This window comes from Thalassococcus arenae (assembly GCF_019104745.1).
Classification (GTDB): domain Bacteria; phylum Pseudomonadota; class Alphaproteobacteria; order Rhodobacterales; family Rhodobacteraceae; genus Thalassococcus_B; species Thalassococcus_B arenae.
The window spans coordinates 1,712,233-1,731,700 of the sequence record NZ_JAHRWL010000001.1 but is presented as its reverse complement, the minus strand read 5'-3'; the positions used below and the strand labels follow the sequence as shown (position 1 = coordinate 1,731,700).

The window sequence follows — 19,468 nt, the reverse complement described above, 5'->3', positions numbered from 1 at the left end:
GACGCCTCTCGGCGCCGCAACTTGCCGGGACGTCCCGGCGCGGCGTAGGGTGGGGGCGTATTCAGTTCAATCCATTTCTTCCGCTCACCACCAAAGGACCGGTTTCCGGTGCAGCCGCATTTCGACCATACGCGTGTGCTCAGCGACTTGATCGGGCTGGTCTACGACTCGGCATTGGAGACGGACCAGTGGCGCAGGCTGCTGGAAGGTATCTGCGATCTGTTCCCCGGCCACATGGCGATTACCGGCACGTTCGACGGACCGCATTTCGTCGGTCTCTATACACCTTCGGGCTTTGTCACCGAACGGTTCAAGGCCGAATACGACGAAAACTGGTATGACGGGCACTTCATCGGCGACCAGGCCGACTATGCCACCGAGCGGGCCGAGATTCTGCGCCGCGATCCGCCGACACTCGGACGCGTCCGCAGCTCGCGCGACTGGTACACGGACGAAGAATACCGGCAATCCGAGTTCAGCAGGATTTTCATGGAGCCGGGCGGAACCGGCCACTGGACGTCGCTGCTGTTCGCCCTGAACGGCGCGCGGCTGGCCGCGTTCCTGTTCTTCGAAATCGACGACGACCCGGCCGAAAAGGACGCCGCCGGTCTGCGATCCCTGTTGGAAACACTGTCGCCCCATGTCGTCCGGGCAACGCGGATCGCTCGTGCCTTGCACATGGCGAAAGAAGCCGCCGAGACCTACAAGGGATTTCTCGACGCCATAGCACTGCCACTGATGATCACCGACCGCGACGGCATTCTGCAAACCGCGAATTCCGCGGGGCTGCGGCTTCTCGAACGCGGCGAGTTGCTGAAACTGACGGCGCATGGACGTTTGTCCATGGTGGACCCGGACGGTTCCGAAGGCCTTTATTCCGTGCTGCGGGCGGTTCGAAAGGACGACGGTCCGCATGGGTTTCGCATCGATCATCACGATGGCGAGGTTTCGCTGTGCGTCGCGCCATTCCATCCCGCCATGTCGACCCACCTGATGTCGGAACGGGATGTCTTCGACTGTGAACAGCTCTTGGCGATCTTTGCTGGAACGCATGGCGCATTCCGGCTCAACGCGGGGCTTTTGCGGGATGTCTTCCAGTTGACGGACCGCGAAGCAGAAATCTGCGCGGCGATGGTGACCGGACGCAGCCCGGCGCAGATCGCCGATCGCTCCGGTCGGGCCGAAAAGACCATCCGCAACCAGATCCAGTCCGTCTACGACAAGATCGGCGTCAATTCGAACCGCGAATTGGCCGAAGCTCTTTCGGTCTTCCGCACCGTAGGCGCGATGTTCGACAGCGACGATCCCTATCTTTTCCGCCCCAGAAGCCTGCCGCGACAGTGAGGCGCGACAGGCGCTATCGTTGTCAAGGCAAGGTGATGGCCCCGGAAACGGACTGGTCGAATGCGCCGGCGTCGCTGACGGCGGAATTGATCCAGCTTCCTCCGCCCTGGACACCGCTCATCGCGCCGGTGCCGCCAAGCGCCAGCCAGGCCCCGTGCATACCGCCGTCCTGTGTCAGGCCATGCACGACATACTGGATCACCGCAGTGTCGCCGGCCGCATTGACATAGTGGCACACACCCGACCCGGATGCCGCGGGCACCCGCACGACAAGATGGCCGGAACAATGGCCGTCCATGCCGCTGAAAGGGTGACCATCGCCCAGGTTGCTGGTCTGCATCGTCGATTTCAGGCTAGCCGCCATGAACCCGTCGGCGATCGGGAAAACCTCGCGTTCGGTCATGCCCTGGCCGGTCGCCGCCATGTCATAGGTGCCGCCGGCAGCGGCGGCCGTAGCCGCGACCGTCATGAGAAGTGCGGGAACCAGGCGCGTCACTGGTCGTCTCCACTGGTCGCCAAAGGAGAAACCGTCGTGTTCCGGGTGACCTCGACGGCCGCGCCGCAACGCCACAGCGTACAACCGTTCTCGGCCTGCGCGGTGAATGCGCCTTGCTCCGGGAAAGTCAGAACCGGCAAGACGATGTCGATCCCTTGTGCGGATGCCGCGGAACCGGCACATATCGATGCCGCAAGCGCCGACACGGCAAGTGTTTTCAAACCTCTGGTCATTGGGAAATCTCCCTTCCTTCTTCGTCACGGGGTAACGTTAGGGAAGGCAGCGTCGGGCGGATTGAGCAATTTTGCCCATGCCGGTCAGAATTCGCGGCGATGCGTAACGCGCAGCCGGTTCGATCGGGGCAACACCCCCACATGGGCAGGTTTACCCGGAACACCATCCGATCACGAGTGGCTGCCGATATTCTCGGCAACCACAGCGCTGCAGCAAGGCCCGGCCGTGCACCGGGGCAAGGCGTCAGATTTCCTTGGACACCTGCGTGTATTCCAGTTCCACCGGCGTTTCGCGGCCGAAGATCGACACGCTGACGCGCAGGCGCTGGCTGGCATCGTCGACGCCTTCGACCATGCCGTCGAAACCCTCGAACGGGCCATCGGTGACCTTGACCTTTTCGCCGACCTCGAAGCGGATCTCCATGCGCGGCGCTTCTTCGCCTTCCTGAACCCGGCCCAGGATCGCCTCGACCTCGGCATCGCGCATCGGCATCGGGCGGCCCTGCGGCCCCAGGAACCCGGTGACCCGGTTGATCGAATTCACCAGGTGATAGCCCTGGTCGGACATCTCCATGTGCACCAGAACATAGCCGGGCATGAAGCGGCGCTCGGTCGTGACCTTCTTGCCGCGACGCACCTCGATGACTTCCTCGGTCGGCACCAGGACCTCGTCGATCTGGTCCTGCAAGCCCTGCTCTTCCACCGCCTGCCGGATCTGCTCCGCGATCTTCTTTTCGAAGTTCGAAAGCACGCTCACCGAATACCAGCGCTTTGCCATGGTGCCGTCACCCTTGTTGTCTTGTCGTGTGCCGGGGCGCCGATTCCGCCCGCCTGAAAGAAAACCGGCGTGCAGCATTTACGCTGCACGCCCGGTCATGATCGGTGGTGTCTTACAGCCGGCCCGCCCGCATTGCAAGAGGCCGGGGCGCATCAGCCGAACATCGTCAGCAGGCCCTGCAGCCCCGAGCGGATCAGCAGATCGACCAGGGCAAAGAAGATCGCCGTCAGTGTCGCCATGATGAACACCATGACCGTGGTCAGCACCACCTCGCGGCGGGTCGGCCAGACGATCTTGGAAACCTCGGCGCGAACCTGCTGGATGAACTGAAGGGGATTGGTGGTTGCCATGTCTGGGTTCCGCTGTTGTGTTGCGAGCGAGATAACCGGAGCACCGCGGGATTTCAAGCGCGGCGGGGCGCGGCGGCTTCGAGGGCGTCCAGATCGGTGCCGCAGATCAGGGCTTCATGCTCGAGGATATGATCGATCGGCCAATCCCACCAGGCCAGCGCCTGCATGCGCGCAGCCGCGGTCGCTGGCAATCGGCGGCGGATTACCTGCGCAGGGTTTCCGCCGATGACCGTGTAGGGCGCGGCACTGCCCGTCACGACGGCGCCCGCTGCGACGATCACCCCATCTCCGATCCGCGCACCCGGCATCACGGTCGCGCCGGCCCCCAACCAGACATCGTTGCCGATGATCGTGTCCGGACCGGGTGCCGGCATGCTGGGCCTCCCATCCGCGGCACCGCCATCGAAGATGGCGAAAGGGAAGGTCGACAGCCCGTCGCGCCGGTGATTGGCGCTGGCGGTGATGATCCGGACGCCGTCGGCGATCTGGCAGAACTTGCCGATGACGAGACGTTCGGGCGAAAAGGCAAACAGATAAGGCGCCAGCCGCGCCGCGATCTGATCGGGGTCGCAAAGATCGTCATGGGCCGACATGTACGTGTAGTCGCCCACGGCTATCCGGGGATGGTTCAAAACGGCTTTCAAAAAGACCGTGCCCTTGTGGCGACCGCCGCCGACCAGTTGAACGGGATGCATTTCGTCAGGCTGTGGAAACGGCATGGTCCGCCTCCTTTCGGAAGGTCGGTGGCAGGGGCAGCAGGGCTCGAACCCGCGACCTACGGTTTTGGAGACCGTCGCTCTACCAGCTGAGCTATACCCCTAAGGCCGAGACGTGGCCTAAGCCATGGGCGCGGTGAAATCAAGAGCCGTTTCGCGCCATCCCCGACGGGTATTTCCCCCGGTTCGCGGCACAGTTTGCGCCGCCTTCGCCCGCGGATCGCATCCGGTCGGTTCACGCGCCGGCGAGGCCGCTGAAACATCGGCCCGAAAAATCCGGGTCACAAACTGTTGACCGTGCGAAATGACGGCGTTCGGGTCGCGCGGATGCACGGACGCCGGACCGCCGCCGCCGGCGAAATCGGCTTGCCGGCTTGAGCCGCACCAAGGTTGTGAAATTCCGCACAACTCCCGGCGTTCAACGTTCAAATTCAAGGGCAAATCCGTGTGAGCCGGATGCGAGTTTCCGTGATTTCAAACTGCCGGGTCGCCTTCCTAGCTTGTCTGGTGTCGGCAACAGCCAGACAGCCAAGACATCACAAGGCGGGCGCTGCCCGCACCACACACAGAAAGGACCACCAGATGAAAAAGACCCTCGCAATCACCGCGATCGCCCTTGCCACCCTGACCGGCGCAGCCCAGGCAATGACCCAGACCGAAGTGTCGCCCGAAGCGCAGTTGCTGGTGCCGAGCGCCGACTTCTCCGGCCTGAGCAACGCACAAGTCGCCACGATCAATTCGATCGTTCATTCCGGCGACACCAACAGCGAGAAAAGCGGCCAGATCCGGTCGATCCTCAACTGACGCCGGGGTCGGCCCCTCGTCCGACCGTCGATACAAGAAGGGCGCCCGCAAGGACGCCCTTCTCCACTGTCCGTGATCCCGTGGTCCGCGGCAACTGCACGGACCGCGCTGTCGGCTTACTCGAGGATCTTGGCGACGACGCCGGAGCCGACGGTGCGGCCGCCTTCGCGGATGGCGAAGCGCAGGCCGTCTTCCATCGCGATCGGCGCGATCAGTTCCACGGTGAACTTCAGGTTGTCGCCCGGCATCACCATCTCGGTGCCCGACGGCAGTTCCACCGTCCCCGTCACGTCCGTCGTGCGGAAGTAGAATTGCGGGCGGTAGTTCGCGAAGAACGGCGTGTGGCGGCCGCCCTCTTCCTTGGTCAGGATGTAGACCTCGGCCTCGAACTTGGTGTGCGGCGTCACCGAACCCGGCTTGCACAGCACCTGGCCGCGCTCGACACCGTCACGCTCGACGCCGCGCAGCAGCGCGCCGATATTGTCGCCCGCCTCGCCGCGATCCAGCAGCTTGCGGAACATCTCGACACCCGTGCAGGTCGTCTTCTTGGTGTCGCGGATGCCGACGATCTCGATCTCGTCGCCCACGTTGATCACGCCCCGCTCGACACGGCCGGTCACGACCGTGCCGCGCCCCGAGATCGAGAACACGTCCTCGATCGGCATCAGGAACGGCTGGTCAACCGCCCGCGCCGGCTGCGGGATGTAATCGTCAACCGCCTGCATCAGCTCGCGGATCTTGTTCTCGCCGATCTCCGGATCGCGGCCTTCCAGCGCCGCCAGCGCCGAACCCGCGATGATCGGGATGTCGTCGCCCGGGAAGTCGTAGGCCGAAAGAAGCTCGCGCACTTCCATCTCGACCAGCTCCAGAAGCTCCTCGTCGTCGACCTGGTCGACCTTGTTGAGGAACACCACCATCGCCGGGATGCCGACCTGGCGGCCCAGCAGGATGTGCTCGCGGGTCTGCGGCATCGGGCCGTCGGCGGCGTTCACCACCAGGATCGCGCCGTCCATCTGCGCCGCACCCGTGATCATGTTCTTCACATAGTCCGCGTGGCCCGGGCAATCGACATGCGCATAGTGCCGCGCGTCGGTCTCGTATTCCACATGCGCCGTCGAGATCGTGATCCCCCGCGCCTTCTCCTCGGGCGCCGAGTCGATCGCGTCATACGCCTTGAAATCACCGAAATACTTCGTGATCGCCGCCGTCAGCGTCGTCTTGCCGTGGTCAACGTGACCAATCGTGCCGATGTTGCAGTGCGGCTTCGACCGCGAAAACTTTTCCTTTGCCATCCGTCCAGATGCCTCGCGTTATGGGACCAAACCGGCCCGGTTCCACATCGCGGGCCGATTATCGGCTTGGACCGGGAAAATCAAGCGCCGGATTGACGCCCGCCATGGTGCTGCAAGGGGTCATTCGCCGGAAAAAACCGCATCCGGCGCAGGCGGCGCTTCGACGGCAACAGCGGCGGGCGCGGCGGCGGGTTCGGCGGCGGGCGCGTCGGCCGGCACACCACCGAACCAGCCCTGTTCTGCCTGCCTTTCGCGCAGCCAGTCCTCGACCGCCTTGGCGGCCTCGTCGACCAGTGCCTGCATCTGCGTTTCACGGGTCTGCGTCAGGCGGGATTCGAAGACGCGGATCACGTTGATGACCTCGCTTTCGTCGTTCAGCTTGGCCTGCGCCGCATCGTCCCAGACCGTCACGCGCAGCGACAGCGCGGACTTGCCCGGCACCACCGGCGGCGGCAGCGAATAGGCCTCGACGCTGACGCCGAGATGATAGAACTTGTCGCCTTCGAACCGCTCGAACCGGGTCTCGAGCGCGCCCCCGACGGCGGCGATCCATTCCTCTTGGGTGGCATCGCGCGAGACCAGCAGCTTTTGCAGGTTCGGCGCCACCACCCCGACATGGCCCAGCCTGAAATCCCCAAGCGGCTCGGTCGGACCCTCCAGATCGGCGGTGGCGTTGGTGCAATTGGCCAGGGCCAGAACCAGCGACAGAACGGCAAACACGCGCAGCATGACAAGTCCTCTTGGGCAGCCCGACCGGGATAGCGCAGCGTGCAGTGCGGTGCAATCGGCTGCGCGGGCTTTGCCGCGACCGCCAAAACACCTATCTTGGTGAAGCGAGCCGAGAACCGAGGCCGTCATGACCGAACACCGCCCCATCGACCCCGCCCTGCCCGTCCGCGTGCCTCTGGTCACGCAGCCGATGGGGATCTGGGCCAGCCTGCAGGCCAGCCGCCGCAACGTGCTGTCGATCATCCCCGACATCGCCACGCGCCAACCCATGGTGTCGGGCAAGACCGGCAAGCGCTGGCACATGGTGATGGATCCCGGTGCCTTGCGGCGCATGCTTCTCGAGAAACTGGACAACTACCCCAAATCCGTCGTCACCAAGAACCTGCTGAAACCGGCGATCGGGGAATCGCTTTTCATCGCCGAAGGCGCGCATTGGCGCTGGCAGCGCCGCGCTGCTGCGCCGGTCTTTTCGCAGCGCAACGTGATGAACCTCGCGCCGGTCATGTCCGGCGCCGCCGAACGGTCGGTTGCGCGGATCGCCCAGGCCGGGCCGCGCGCCGTGGATTTCCTGGCCGAGATGGTGACCACCACCTTCGACGTCATCTCGGACGTGACCTTCTCCGGCGACGAAGGCTTTGACCGCGACGCGGTACACGGCGCCATCGACGCCTATATCGCGGAGGCCGGAAAGATCTCGCTGTTCGACATCCTGGGCTTTCCCGACTGGGTGCCGCGGCCCGGGCGCATCCTGTCGGCGGGCGGGGTAGCCGAGATGAAGAAGGTCGCCGACAGCGCCATCGAGGCCCGTGCCAGGCGCGGCCATGACGGCGTGCCCGACCTGCTCGACCTGCTGCTGGCCGGCGAAGACCCCGAAACCAAGCGCACCATGAACACCGCCGAGCTGCGCGACAACCTGCTGACCTTCATCGTGGCCGGGCACGAGACGACGGCGCTGACGCTGGCATGGTCGCTCTATCTGCTGGCCTTCGACCAGGACATCCAGTCTGCCGCCCGCGACGAAGTTCTGAGCGTCGTCGGAAAGGGCGGCATCGCCACCGGTGCGGACGTGGCGAAACTGCCGCTGGTGCGGCGCGTCATCGACGAGGCGCTGCGGCTCTACCCGCCCGCGGGGATGATCTCGCGCACCGCGCAAGAGGCGGACGAACTCTGCGGCCGCGAAATCCGCCCCGGCGACACGGTGATCGTTCCGATCTACGCGCTGCACCGCCATCATCTGCTTTGGGACGCCCCGGACGCCTTCCGGCCGGATCGCTGGGACAAGACCAGGCCCGACCGCTATGCCTACCTGCCCTTCGGCGACGGGCCGCGGATCTGCATCGGCATGTCCTTCGCCATCCAGGAAGCGGTGATCATCCTCGCCTCGCTGCTGGCCAATCACCGCTTTGACGCGATCCCGGGCCGCAGCCCCGAACCGGTGATGATCCTGACCCTGCGCCCCGAAGGCGGCGTCTGGCTGGAAGCCAAACCGCTGTAAGGGGCCAGCCCCTCTTGGCCGCGAGCGGCCAATTCACCCCGGAGTTTATCGGGCAAGATGAAGGGTGATCAGAAGCTTGGCCGGTTTCTGGTCGGCGGAAATGCTGGACGCGCCGCCGGTTTCACCGGTTCGCGCCCGCCCTCTCGGGCCGGGGCTTCGCCCTTCCGGGCACCGACGCGTCCGCTGGACGCGCCGCCGGTTTCACCGGTTCGCGCCCGCCCTCTCGGGCCGGGGCTTCGCCCTTCCGGGCACCGACGCGTCCGCTGGACGCGTCGCCGGTTTCACCGGTTCGCGCCCGCCCTCTCGGGCCGGGGCTTCGCCCTTCCGGGCACCGACGCGTCCGCTGGACGCGCCGCCGGTTTCACCGGTTCGCGCCCGGAACCCACAACACGTCGGCCTTGCCGTCGTCGTTGGCGATGCGTGCGGCGACGAAGAACCAGTCGCTGAGGCGGTTGAGGTACTTCACCGCTTCGGCGTTCACCGCCTCGACCGTCGCCAGTTCCACCGCGAGCCGCTCGGCCCGGCGCGCCACCGTCCGGCACTGGTGCAGATGCGCCGAAAGCACCGACCCGCCCGGCAGGATGAAACTGCGCAGGGGTTCGAGCACCTCGTTCATCGCGTCGATCTCGCGTTCCAGCCGCGTTACCTGGGCCGCCACCATCCGCAGCGGCGGGTATTCCGCCTCGGCATCCTTGTCCATGTCAGGCACGCAGAGATCGGCGCCCAGATCGAACAGGTCGTTCTGGATGCGCGACAAACGCGCGTCCATCTCGCCGGTCGCATGAAGCCGGGCCAGGCCGACCACCGAATTCAGCTCGTCCGAGGTGCCGTAGGCCTCGACCCGCTTGGCGAATTTCGCCACCCGCGCACCGTTGCCCAAAGCGGTTTCCCCGGCATCGCCGGTCTTGGTGTAGATCTTGTTCAGAACGACCATGTCATGCCCCCCGTCGCAGCCAGACGAACAGCAGGATCAGCATCACCGCCACGAATTGCGCGATGATGCGCCAGCGCATCGCCTTGTTGGCATATTTCTTGTTGAATTCGCCGCCCTTGGCAAACGACCCGATGCCGAAAAGCAAAACGCCGACGACGACGAACATGGCAATCGCCATGACGATGAAAAGCGGATCCTTGGCCATGTCACCTCCTGTGCGTCCACGCCGACATAGCGGGGTTTGCCGCAAAAGCGAATGGCGATTGCGCTTCAGCCCCTGGACAGCAGCCAGTCCAGCCCGCGTGTCGGCAGCAATCGCCGCGCGGCGCCCATCAGGTAGGTGGGCGTGGTGATGTAATAGCGCGCCCGGGGCCGACGCGATTCCAGCGCATGGATCAGCTTTTTCGTCACCGCGCCGGGCGGAAGCTCGAACGCGTCCGGGCCGCGATCCTCGTATAGCCGCTTCAGCAACTGCGCCTCGTATTGCGCGGCACGGGCCGACGCCTTCCAGTTCACCCAGCGTTCGAAATGCGGGATCGAATTCTGCCGGATCATCGACGTGACCGGGCCGGTGTTCAGCGTGATGACCCGGATCGGCGTGTCGCGCATCTCGATCCGCAGCGTGTCGGTCAGACCCTCGGTGGCGAACTTGGTGGCGTTGTAGGCACCGCGCCAGGGCATCGTGACCATCCCCAGGACCGAGGAATGATTGACGATCCGCCCATGCCCCTGCGCCCGCATCACCGGGATGACACGGCAGGTCAGGTCGTGCCAGCCGAAGACATTAGTCTCGAAGATCGCCCGCAGCGCGTCGGCGGGCAGGTCCTCGACCGCGCCGGGGGTGGCGAAGGCGCCATTGTTGAACAGCGCGTCCAGCCTGCCGCCGGTGGCGTTCAGCACCTCGGCCAGTCCCGACTCGAGGCTGCCCGGATCGGCGTAGTCCATCCGCGGCGCCTCGAACCCTTCGGCGCTGCGCGCCGCGCAATCGCCCGGCTTGCGGCAGGCCGCGAAAACCCGCCAGCCACGGTCGCGCAACCCGCGGGCCGCATCCAGCCCGATGCCCGAGGAACAACCCGTGATGAGGATGGACCGCGCCGTCATTCGCGGCAGATAGCGCGTCGCGCGGTCGAGGGAAAGATCAGTTCGCCGCCGTCACGAACCGCGCCGACATCCAGCCCACCCGGTTGCCCTTGAGCGCGCGCAGCTTGACCCAACCGTCCCCGGAATTCTGCAGGATCTCGACCTGGTCGCCACGCACCAGGCGCCCGACAACGGAATAATCCGTACCCGGGCCGTTGCGCATGTTGACGCGGCTGCCGGTGATCAGGCGCAGATCGGGTTCGGCGTCGGCGCTTGTCACCCCGGCAATCGCGGCCGACGTCACGACGCGTGCCGCGACGATCTCGATCTCGATCTCTTCGCCGGCCAGCGGCGCCAGCTTGTCGGCGGAAGCGGCGGGCAGCGTTTGTGCACTGAGATGCTTGACACTGGACGGGAAAACCAGCTTGGCCGGAGCCGCGCCGGCTATTGCGGTCAGCCCCTCGGCTCCTGTCGCGCGTGCGACCTGCGGCACCTCGTCGGCGATTTCCGGCGCGTCGACCCGCGCCAGCAACGTCACACCGTTCTCGCCCGGTTCGAAATCCGTCCCGCCCGACAACTCGAACCAGGACCACCCCAATACACCAAAAGTAATGACCACCAGCCGAAACATGGCTGTTCCCCCCACCGAAAATCTTGACTTGGTCCGCGTGCAGAAATGCGGACAGGATTCATCATTAACCCAATCGCCGTGTTGCACGAAGGGAAATTGCCGGAAAATTTCCCGGCCCGCCGCTTGCCGGTGCGCAAGCGCAACGGTATCACAGCATCTATGGATGATCCCGTCGTCGACCCCAACATGAACCCCCGCAACTTGGCGGAACCGCTGCGGCGGGCGATCGGCGAACGGTATCTGACCTACGCGCTGTCGACGATCATGCACCGCGCCCTGCCCGATGCGCGCGACGGGCTCAAGCCGGTGCACCGGCGGATTCTCTATGCAATGCGACGGCTGCGGCTGTCCTCGACCGGCGGATTCCTGAAGTCGGCCAAGATCAGCGGCGACACGATGGGCGATTTCCATCCGCACGGCGACGCGGCGATCTATGACGCGATGGCACGGCTGGCGCAGGATTTCACCATCCGCTACCCGCTGGTCGACGGCCAGGGCAATTTCGGCAATATCGACGGCGACAACCCCGCCGCCAGCCGCTACACCGAAGCCCGGATGACGGTGATGGCCGAAGCCCTGCTCAACGGGCTGGACGAGAACGCCGTCGATTTCCGCCCCAATTACGACGGCCGGCTGGAAGAACCGGTCGTGCTGCCCGCCTCTTATCCCAACCTGCTGGCCAACGGCGCGGCGGGCATCGCCGTGGGCATGGCCACCAACATCCCGCCGCACAATATCGGCGAACTGATCGATGCCTGCCTGCATCTCATCAAGACACCCGACGCCCGCGACGACACGCTGCTCAACTACGTGCCCGGCCCGGATTTCCCGACCGGCGGTGTTATCGTCGAACCGGCCGAGAACATCGCCCAGGCCTATCGCACCGGCCGCGGCTCGATCCGGCTGCGGGCGAAATGGCAGGTCGAGGACCTGGGCCGCGGCACCTGGCAGGTCGTGGTCACGGAAATCCCCTACCAGGTGCAGAAATCCAAGCTGGTCGAACGGATCGCCGAACTGATCCAGACGAAAAAGCTGCCGATTCTCGCCGATGTCCGCGACGAATCCGCCGACGACATCCGCCTTGTGCTGGAACCCAAGTCCAAGAATGTCGATCCCGACATCCTGATGAACATGCTGTTCAGGAACTCGGACCTCGAAATCCGCTTTTCGCTGAACATGAACGTGCTGATCGACGGCGTCACGCCCAAGGTCTGCTCGCTCAAGGAAGTGCTGCGCGCCTTCCTCGACTTCCGCCGCGACGTGCTGATCCGGCGCTCGACCCACCGGATGGAAAAGATCGACCACCGGCTGGAGGTGCTGGAAGGGCTCATCGTCGCCTTTCTGAACCTTGACCGCGTCATCGACATCATCCGATACGACGATGACCCCAAGGCGGCGCTCATGCGCGAGGATTGGGGCCGCGATTTCACCCGCGCCACCGACGAATCCGACTACGTCTCGCCCCCGCCGGTCGCGGACGAGGACGCGATGGGCCTGACCGAGGTTCAGGCCGAGGCGATCCTGAACATGCGCCTGCGGTCGCTGCGGCGGCTCGAGGAAATGGAACTGGTCGCCGAACGCGACGCGTTGATGGAGGAACGCGCCGGGCTCGAGGACCTGCTGGAACAGCCCGGGCTGCAATGGGACACGATCACCGATGAATTGCGCGCGGTGAAAAAGACCTTCACCAAGGGTTACGACCGCGGTCAGCGGCTGACCACCTTCGCCGAGGCGGCCGAAGCCGAAGACGTGCCGCTCGAGGCGATGATCGAACGCGAACCGGTCACGGTGGTCTGCTCGCAGATGGGCTGGATCCGCGCCATGACCGGCCATATCGACCTGACCCGCGAGTTGAAATTCAAGGACGGCGACAGCCCGCGCTTCATCTTTCACGCCGAAACCACCGACAAGCTGCTGGTCTTCGGCAGCAACGGGCGCTTTTACACGCTCTCCGCCGCGAACCTGCCCGGCGGGCGCGGCATGGGCGAACCGCTGCGGCTGATGGTCGACCTGCCCAACGAGGCCGAGATCGTCGATCTGTTCATCCACCGCCCCGGCGGCAAGCTGCTGGTGGCCTCGTCCGCCGGCGACGGGTTCGTCGTGCCCGAGGATGACGTGGTGGCCCAGACCCGCGCCGGCAAGCAGGTGCTGAACGTGCGCGACGACGTCAAGGCGCGCGTCTGCGCACCGGTTCAGGGCGATGCCGTGGCAGTGGTCGGCGAAAACCGCAAGGTTCTGGTCTTCATGCTTGACGAACTGCCCGAGATGGGGCGCGGTAAGGGCGTTCGGCTACAGAAATACAAGGACGGAGGCCTGAGCGATGCGACGACCTTCACCCTGGGCGAAGGCCTCTCCTGGCGCGACCCGGCCGGACGAACAAGAACCGAAACCGAACTCGACGAATGGATCGGCAAGCGCGCCAGCGCCGGGCGCATGGCCCCCCGCGGCTTCCCCCGCGACAACCGCTTCACCTGATCCCGGCGCGGGCCGGTTCGTCGGGCGGCGCGCCACGCTCTTTGCCCTGGCTCTGCGCACCGGGTTCCTGACCGTCATCACGCTCGGTCTCTACCGGTTCTGGATGAAAACCCGGCTGCGGCGCTGGTACTGGTCGGCGATCCGCATCGGCGGCACGCCGCTGGAATACGTGGGCGACCCGATCGAAAAACTGCTGGGTTTCCTGATCGCGGTGGTGATCCTGGCTTTCTATATCGGTATCGTGAACCTGCTTCTGATGTTCGCCAGCTTCTCGCTGTTCCAGGGCAACACCATCGCCTATCTGGTCAGCCTCGCGGGGGTCGTTCCGCTCTGGTTCTACGCGCAATACCGGGCCCGGCGCTACGTGCTGGCGCGCACCCGCTGGCGCGGCCTGCGCTTCGGGCTGGAACCGGGTGCCTGGGGCTATGCGGCCCGGGCGCTGTGGCACTGGGCGCTGACCATCCTGACCGCCGGGCTGCTCTGGCCGCGGATGACCTTCTGGCTCGAGAAATACCGCACGGACCGCACCTCCTACGGCACCGAGCGCTTGGTGCAGGACGGCCGCTGGCAGATGCTCTATCCGGCAACCAAATGGCTGTTCCTCGGTTTCGCCCTCGCCGCGGCCACCGCCGGCGCCGCGGTATCCGGCAATCTCCGCATGAGCTTCGGTCTGGGTTTCGCCGCCGCCGCCGTGCTGGCCTATGGCCTGGTCTATTACCGCGTCGAAACCCTGCGGAGGCTGACCGCGACGAAACGGCTGGGCGACCTGCGCCTGACGGTCGATCCCAGCCCGCGCCGCATCCTGTTCATCCATGTCTTCGGCTATCTGCTGGCCGGTCTGGCCGCGTCGATCCCGCTGGGCGCTCTCGGCCTGGTGCTGGTCGCCGCGCAATCGGTCGACACGCTGTCGCATATGGGGGTCGACGGTGATCTCGCGGTGCTGTCCGGCATCGACCGCTGGGTCATCATCGCGTTCAGCGTCGCCGTCTACTTCGCCGTCTTCCTTTTGTGGTCGGCGCTGACCCACGCGTTGATCACGATGCCCGTCACCCGGCACTACGCCGAAACCCTGCGCATCGATGGCACCGAAGGCCTGCGGTCCATCCGCCAGCGCCCGCGCGACGAACATATCGAGGCCGAAGGCTTTGCCGAAGCGCTGGATGTGGGGGCCTCGATATGAGCACGCTTCTGCATGTCGGCGCCCGGCCGCCCGCGTTCGAGGCCCGCGGCTTCTTTCTCGACGGCATCTCGCCCGTCCCGCAAGAAGCCAGCCTGTGGATCGACGAGGCGTTGCAGACCCTGCTGATCGACACGCCCGACGGCCGCCAGGCCTGGCCGCTGGCGGCGATCCGCGAACTGCCCGACCAGGCCGGCGGCGATCTTTACATGCTGCGCCGCGCCGACGATCCGCTGCAACGCCTGATGCTGCTCGACCGCGCGCTGGCCCCGCGCCTGCCCCATGCACGCCGCCGCGCCCCCGTCACGCGGCGCGGACGGCTTTTCGCCTGGGCCGCCGCCGCCGTCGCCTCGGTCGCGCTGATCGTCTTCGTCCTGGTGCCGGTCATGGCCGACCAGTTGGCCGAATACATCCCGCCCGAAGGCGAACGCGCCCTTGGCCAGGTCACGCTGAACCAGATCCGCGACGCGCTGGACCAGACCGGTCTGCAACCGGTGCCGTTCTGCGAAAACCCCGACGGGCTGGCGGCGCTGGCCGCGATGCAGGACCGGCTGCTGGAACGGCACGATCTGGAAACGCCGCTGACCGTGCACATCCTGAACCACGAGATGGTCAATGCCTTCGCCCTGCCCGGCGGCCATGTCGTGCTGTTCGACGGGCTGATCGATGCCGCCGGTGCACCCGAGGAACTGGCCGCGGTTCTGGCACACGAGGTGGGGCATGTCGTCAGCCGCGATCCCACCCGCCATGCCCTGCGCTCGGCCGGGTCGATCGGCGTGCTGGGGCTGCTGTTCGGCGATTTCGCCGGCGGCACCGTGGTGCTGTTCCTGGCCGAACGGCTGATCGATGCCCGCTACAGCCAGGAAGCCGAGGCCGCCGCCGACGCGTTTTCGCACCGCATGCTTCTGGACGCCGGACTGTCGCCCGCCGCTCTGGCCGAGATGTTCGAACGCTTCCGCGACATGGACGGCGATGCCGAAGGTATGGTCCAGCATTTCATGGCCCACCCCGCGCTTGGTGACAGGATCGCCGCAGCCCGCGCCGCAACGCCCGACGGATTCGCAACGCGCCCGTTGCTGGATGCCCCGCAATGGGGCGCGCTCAAACGGGTCTGCGACTGATTTCCCGCTGGAACACCCGCAGCTGGCCCGGGCATTCAACGAAAAACGCGACGTCGAAAGACCGTGACGCGACGATTTTGGCCTGTTGCGCCGGGCCATGCTCCGCTATCCAGCATCCAGAGGAATTGATGCGGTGCGGCATTCTTCGCGCCGGAAACGAGGAGAGAGACGCAGATGAAGGTGCTTGTGCCCGTCAAACGCGTGATCGACTACAACGTGAAGGTTCGCGTCAAGGCGGACGGATCGGGGGTCGATCTCGCCAACGTCAAGATGTCGATGAACCCCTTCGACGAAATCGCCGTCGAAGAGGCGATCCGCCTGAAGGAAGCCGGCAAGGCCGAAGAGATCGTCGTCGTGTCGATCGGCGTGAAGCAATCCCAGGAAACCCTGCGCACCGCGCTGGCGATGGGTGCCGACCGCGCCATCCTGGTGGTGGCCGCCGATGACGTGCACACCGACATCGAACCGCTGGCCGTGGCCAAGATCCTCGCCGCCGTCGTCAAGGAAGAAAACCCGGGCCTGGTGCTCTGCGGCAAGCAGGCGATCGACAACGACATGAACGCCACCGGCCAGATGCTGTCGGCGCTGCTGGGCTGGTCGCAAGCCATGTATGCCAACAAGGTCGACGTCGAGGGCGATCACGCCGTGGTCACCCGCGAGGTCGATGGCGGGTTGCAGACCGTCAAGGTCAGGATGCCCACGATCATCTCGACCGACCTGCGCCTGAACGAACCGCGCTACGCCTCGCTGCCCAACATCATGAAGGCCAAGAAAAAGCCTTTGGATGAAAAGACTGCCGCCGATTACGGCGTCGACGTCGCGCCGCGGCTGGAAATCGTCAAGACGACCGAACCGGCCGAACGCGCCGCCGGCATCAAGGTGGGCTCGGTCGACGAGCTCGTGGCGAAACTGAAAGAAGCGGGAGCTGTGTAAGATGGCCGTACTTCTGATTGCCGAGATTACCGATGGCGCGCTGTCGATGGACGCCACCGCCAAGACCGTCACCGCCGCCAAGGCCCTGGGTGACGTGACCGTGCTGGCCGCCGGCGCATCCGCAAAGGCCGCCGCCGACGAAGCCGCCACGATCGACGGCGTCGCCAAGGTGCTGGTCGCCGAAGACGCGCTTTACGGTCACCGCCTGGCCGAACCGGTCGCGGCGCTGATCGCCTCGCTGGCGGGCGATTACAGCCATATCGTCGCGCCTGCCACCACCGACGCCAAGAACATCCTGCCGCGCGTCGCCGCGCTTCTGGACGTCATGGTGCTGACCGATGTGAGCGCCGTGATCGACGCCGACACCTTCGAACGCCCGATCTATGCCGGCAACGCGATCCAGACGGTCAAGTCGCGCGACGCGACCAAGGTCATCACTTTCCGCACCTCCACCTTCGACGCCGCGCCCACCGGCGGCTCGGCCGCGGTCGAGGCCATCGGCGCGGGCGACAACCCGGCGCTGTCGGAATGGGTCGAGGACAAGGTGGCCGAATCCGACCGCCCCGAACTGACCTCGGCCGGCATCGTCGTGTCCGGCGGCCGCGGCGTGGGCTCGGAAGAGGATTTCGCCCTGATCGAGAAACTGGCCGACAAGCTGGGCGCCGCCGTCGGCGCCTCGCGTGCGGCGGTCGACAGCGGTTTCGCGCCCAATGACTGGCAGGTCGGACAGACCGGCAAGGTCGTGGCGCCGGACCTCTATATCGCGGTCGGCATCTCGGGCGCGATCCAGCACCTCGCCGGCATGAAGGACAGCAAGATCATCGTCGCGATCAACAAGGACGAAGAGGCGCCGATCTTTCAGGTCGCCGATTTCGGCCTGGTCGCCGACCTGTTCACCGCGGTGCCGGAACTGACCGAAAAGCTGGGCTGACCGGCGCGAAACGACCTCGTGAAAGCCCGCCCCCCGGCGGGCTTTTTCATGTCTTCGGCATCGTCAGCAGCGGTCTGATCACATCCGCCAGCGCTTCGGTCGCCTGCGCATGCGCCGCGCTGCCCAGCATTTCGGCCGCGGCGGCTGCCTCGAACTCGGTAAAGACAAGGTCCGACCGGTTCGCCTGCCGGCTCTCCGCCGCCGGCACGATCGTCACCAGGTCGCTCACCCGCGGCCGCACCGTCTCCAGCATCTCCGGCGTCACGAACAGCGGATCGCCCGCTTCCACGCCATCGCCGGAACCCGGCAGGTGATCGGCCAGCCAGACCAGCACCACCGATCCGGGCAACATCGCCAACAGGTGCTTCATCCGCGCCACCCAGGACAGGCGCAGCTCCTCCACCAGCGTGCCGAACCGCGCCGGGCACAGATCGTGCAGCCGCACCAGCATGTGGCGGGTGAAATGGAACTCGGTAAAGTCCACCTCCGGAAACAGCTCCTGCAGACGCTCCGAGGCGCGCAGGAACCGGTCGTTGCGGCGCGGATGCACCGCGTAGAACCGGTTCGACATGTTCTGCGCGCCCATCACCTGCATGACCACCACCCGCGCCCCCGCAAGCACGCCCAGGATCGCGGGATCCTTCAGGTACAGGTCCAGCCCGGCATTGATCCCGCCGAAATTCACGCAAGGCCTGCCCGTCGCCCGCTCCAGCAGAACCGGATACGGTTCGGGCATGAAGCGGCCATAGGTTTCCGTTCCGCCGATGCAGGCCACGAAAGTGCCCTCCAGCGGCCGTCGCGGGCCACGAAAATCCGTGCGGCTGGCACCATACCGGCACGGATAGTATTCCAGGGCCATGCGGCCCGCGGCAGCAAAGGTCATCTCACCCATCCGGTTTCAAACTCACCCGGGAACAGCGTGACCCATAGCACTTGCCAATTCGCTAAAGCGAAAATGCGATCTATCCCGCTTGCGGCCCGGCTTCGCCCGCGCCTAAAGTGGCGGCGCGTTCAAGGGGATCGGCCATGGAAATCAAACGGATCGGCGTTGTCGGAGCGGGGCAGATGGGCAACGGCATCGCCCATGTCATGGCCCTGGCGGGCTACGAAGTCGTGCTCAACGACATCAGCCAGGATGCGCTGGACGACGCCGTCGCCCGGATCGCCCGGAACATCGATCGACAGGTCGCGCGGGACATGGTCTCGGGCGACGACCGCGACGCCGCCATGGCGCGCATCTCCACCTCGCTCGCCATCGCCGACACCGCCGCGACCGATCTCGTGATCGAGGCCGCGACCGAACGCGAGGACATCAAGAACAAGATCTTCGAAAGCCTCCAGCCCGACCTGCTGCCGCACACCATCCTGACCTCGAACACCTCGTCGATCTCGATCACCCGGCTGGCCTCGCGCACCGACCGGCCGGAACGGTTCATGGGCTTCCACTTCATGAACCCGGTGCCGGTGATGCAGCTGGTCGAACTGATCCGCGGCATCGCCACCGACCAGGACACCTACGACACCTGCCTTGCCGTGGTGCAGCGGCTGGGCAAGACCGCCGCCAGCGCCGAGGATTTTCCCGCCTTCATCGTCAACCGCATCCTGATGCCGATGATCAACGAAGCCGTCTACACGCTCTACGAAGGCGTCGGCAACGTGACCTCGATCGACATGGCGATGAAACTGGGCACCAACCACCCGATGGGGCCGCTGGAACTGGCCGATTTCATCGGGCTCGACACCTGCCTCGCCATCATGAACGTTCTGCATGACGGTCTGGCCGACACCAAGTACCGTCCCTGCCCGCTGCTGACCAAATATGTCGAGGCCGGCTGGCTGGGTCGCAAGACCAAGCGCGGCTTCTACGATTACCGCGGCGAAACCCCGGTGCCGACGCGCTAGGTCCGCCCTTCTTCTCTTTCGAAAATACGCTGCCCCGCACCGCCTCG

At 65.6% G+C, this 19,468-nt stretch carries 19 protein-coding genes, 1 tRNA gene and 1 pseudogene; 9 read left to right on the top strand and 12 right to left on the bottom strand.

The genetic code is table 11. The features are described 5' to 3' along the window. Window positions 1-108: 108 nt before the first annotated feature. Window positions 109-1,344 carry a helix-turn-helix transcriptional regulator gene (locus KUH32_RS18630; RefSeq protein ID WP_217777617.1) on the top strand — a complete coding sequence of 412 codons (1,236 nt, stop codon included), beginning with the start codon at window positions 109-111 and terminating at the stop codon, window positions 1,342-1,344. Between the two features lie 22 nt (window positions 1,345-1,366). On the opposite strand, the gene KUH32_RS08555 is transcribed toward KUH32_RS18630, so the two are convergent. The 5 genes from KUH32_RS08555 to KUH32_RS08535 all read right to left on the bottom strand — a co-directional run bounded on the left by KUH32_RS08555 (window position 1,367) and on the right by KUH32_RS08535 (window position 4,021). Further along, on the bottom strand, window positions 1,367-1,840 hold the full coding sequence (locus KUH32_RS08555; RefSeq protein ID WP_217777616.1) for a hypothetical protein: 474 nt from the start codon (window positions 1,838-1,840) through the stop codon (window positions 1,367-1,369). 477 nt (window positions 1,841-2,317) lie between these two features. After that, a complete protein-coding gene (gene nusG, locus KUH32_RS08550) occupies window positions 2,318-2,851 on the bottom strand; it encodes a transcription termination/antitermination protein NusG (protein ID WP_217777615.1) in 534 nt (177 codons plus the stop codon). 152 nt (window positions 2,852-3,003) lie between these two features. Then, a complete protein-coding gene (gene secE, locus KUH32_RS08545) occupies window positions 3,004-3,201 on the bottom strand; it encodes a preprotein translocase subunit SecE (protein ID WP_217777614.1) in 198 nt (65 codons plus the stop codon). Window positions 3,202-3,254: 53 nt separating this feature from the next. Further along, a complete protein-coding gene (locus KUH32_RS08540; protein WP_217777613.1) occupies window positions 3,255-3,920 on the bottom strand; it encodes a CatB-related O-acetyltransferase in 666 nt (221 codons plus the stop codon). 25 nt (window positions 3,921-3,945) lie between these two features. Continuing rightward, window positions 3,946-4,021: transfer RNA gene (locus KUH32_RS08535), tRNA-Trp, on the bottom strand. A 478-nt stretch (window positions 4,022-4,499) separates the two neighbouring features. On the opposite strand from KUH32_RS08535, the gene KUH32_RS08530 reads away from it, so the two are divergent. Beyond that, window positions 4,500-4,721: a hypothetical protein gene (locus KUH32_RS08530; RefSeq protein WP_217777612.1), complete on the top strand. Its 222-nt coding sequence runs from the start codon at window positions 4,500-4,502 to the stop codon at window positions 4,719-4,721. Window positions 4,722-4,837: 116 nt separating this feature from the next. Here KUH32_RS08530 and tuf read toward each other — a convergent pair whose 3' ends face one another. Then, entirely contained in the window at window positions 4,838-6,013 is a 1,176-nt protein-coding gene (gene tuf, locus KUH32_RS08525; protein ID WP_217777611.1) for an elongation factor Tu, read from the bottom strand. Between the two features lie 120 nt (window positions 6,014-6,133). Then, window positions 6,134-6,742 carry a hypothetical protein gene (locus KUH32_RS08520; RefSeq protein WP_217777610.1) on the bottom strand — a complete coding sequence of 203 codons (609 nt, stop codon included), beginning with the start codon at window positions 6,740-6,742 and terminating at the stop codon, window positions 6,134-6,136. A gap of 127 nt (window positions 6,743-6,869) precedes the next feature. Here KUH32_RS08520 and KUH32_RS08515 point away from each other — a divergent pair, with 127 nt between their 5' ends. Next, entirely contained in the window at window positions 6,870-8,237 is a 1,368-nt protein-coding gene (locus KUH32_RS08515; RefSeq protein WP_217777609.1) for a cytochrome P450, read from the top strand. Window positions 8,238-8,598: 361 nt separating this feature from the next. Here the strand turns inward: KUH32_RS08515 and KUH32_RS08510 are convergent, their stop codons facing one another. From KUH32_RS08510 to KUH32_RS08495, 4 genes are all read right to left on the bottom strand, one after another. After that, window positions 8,599-9,171 (bottom strand): cob(I)yrinic acid a,c-diamide adenosyltransferase, encoded by a 573-nt coding sequence (locus tag KUH32_RS08510; RefSeq protein WP_217777608.1) that lies wholly within the window; start codon window positions 9,169-9,171, stop codon window positions 8,599-8,601. 1 nt (window position 9,172) lies between these two features. Then, window positions 9,173-9,376: a twin transmembrane helix small protein gene (locus KUH32_RS08505; RefSeq protein ID WP_217777607.1), complete on the bottom strand. Its 204-nt coding sequence runs from the start codon at window positions 9,374-9,376 to the stop codon at window positions 9,173-9,175. Window positions 9,377-9,441: 65 nt separating this feature from the next. Beyond that, window positions 9,442-10,272: an SDR family NAD(P)-dependent oxidoreductase gene (locus KUH32_RS08500; protein ID WP_217777606.1), complete on the bottom strand. Its 831-nt coding sequence runs from the start codon at window positions 10,270-10,272 to the stop codon at window positions 9,442-9,444. Between the two features lie 37 nt (window positions 10,273-10,309). After that, entirely contained in the window at window positions 10,310-10,882 is a 573-nt protein-coding gene (locus KUH32_RS08495) for an SH3 domain-containing protein (protein ID WP_217777605.1), read from the bottom strand. 159 nt (window positions 10,883-11,041) lie between these two features. Here KUH32_RS08495 and KUH32_RS08490 point away from each other — a divergent pair, with 159 nt between their 5' ends. The 5 genes and pseudogenes from KUH32_RS08490 (at window position 11,042) to KUH32_RS08470 (ending at window position 17,519) form a co-directional block, all read left to right on the top strand. After that, entirely contained in the window at window positions 11,042-13,357 is a 2,316-nt protein-coding gene (locus tag KUH32_RS08490) for a DNA topoisomerase IV subunit A (RefSeq protein ID WP_217777604.1), read from the top strand. A 22-nt stretch (window positions 13,358-13,379) separates the two neighbouring features. Then, window positions 13,380-14,537, top strand: a pseudogene (locus KUH32_RS08485) (DUF898 family protein); the annotation flags it as partial. After that, on the top strand, window positions 14,534-15,655 hold the full coding sequence (locus tag KUH32_RS08480; protein WP_217777603.1) for a M48 family metalloprotease: 1,122 nt from the start codon (window positions 14,534-14,536) through the stop codon (window positions 15,653-15,655). The pseudogene KUH32_RS08485 and the gene KUH32_RS08480, both read left to right, overlap by 4 nt. A 174-nt stretch (window positions 15,656-15,829) precedes the next feature. Then, complete coding sequence (locus KUH32_RS08475) at window positions 15,830-16,588, top strand: electron transfer flavoprotein subunit beta/FixA family protein (protein ID WP_217777602.1); 759 nt, start codon at window positions 15,830-15,832, stop codon at window positions 16,586-16,588. 1 nt (window position 16,589) lies between these two features. After that, window positions 16,590-17,519 carry an electron transfer flavoprotein subunit alpha/FixB family protein gene (locus tag KUH32_RS08470; protein WP_217777601.1) on the top strand — a complete coding sequence of 310 codons (930 nt, stop codon included), beginning with the start codon at window positions 16,590-16,592 and terminating at the stop codon, window positions 17,517-17,519. Window positions 17,520-17,565: 46 nt separating this feature from the next. Here the strand turns inward: KUH32_RS08470 and KUH32_RS08465 are convergent, their stop codons facing one another. Continuing rightward, window positions 17,566-18,402, bottom strand: coding sequence for a DUF6473 family protein (locus KUH32_RS08465; RefSeq protein WP_217777600.1), 837 nt, complete (start codon window positions 18,400-18,402; stop codon window positions 17,566-17,568). Window positions 18,403-18,545: 143 nt separating this feature from the next. On the opposite strand from KUH32_RS08465, the gene KUH32_RS08460 reads away from it, so the two are divergent. Beyond that, complete coding sequence (locus KUH32_RS08460; protein WP_217777599.1) at window positions 18,546-19,421, top strand: 3-hydroxybutyryl-CoA dehydrogenase; 876 nt, start codon at window positions 18,546-18,548, stop codon at window positions 19,419-19,421. Window positions 19,422-19,468: the final 47 nt, after the last annotated feature.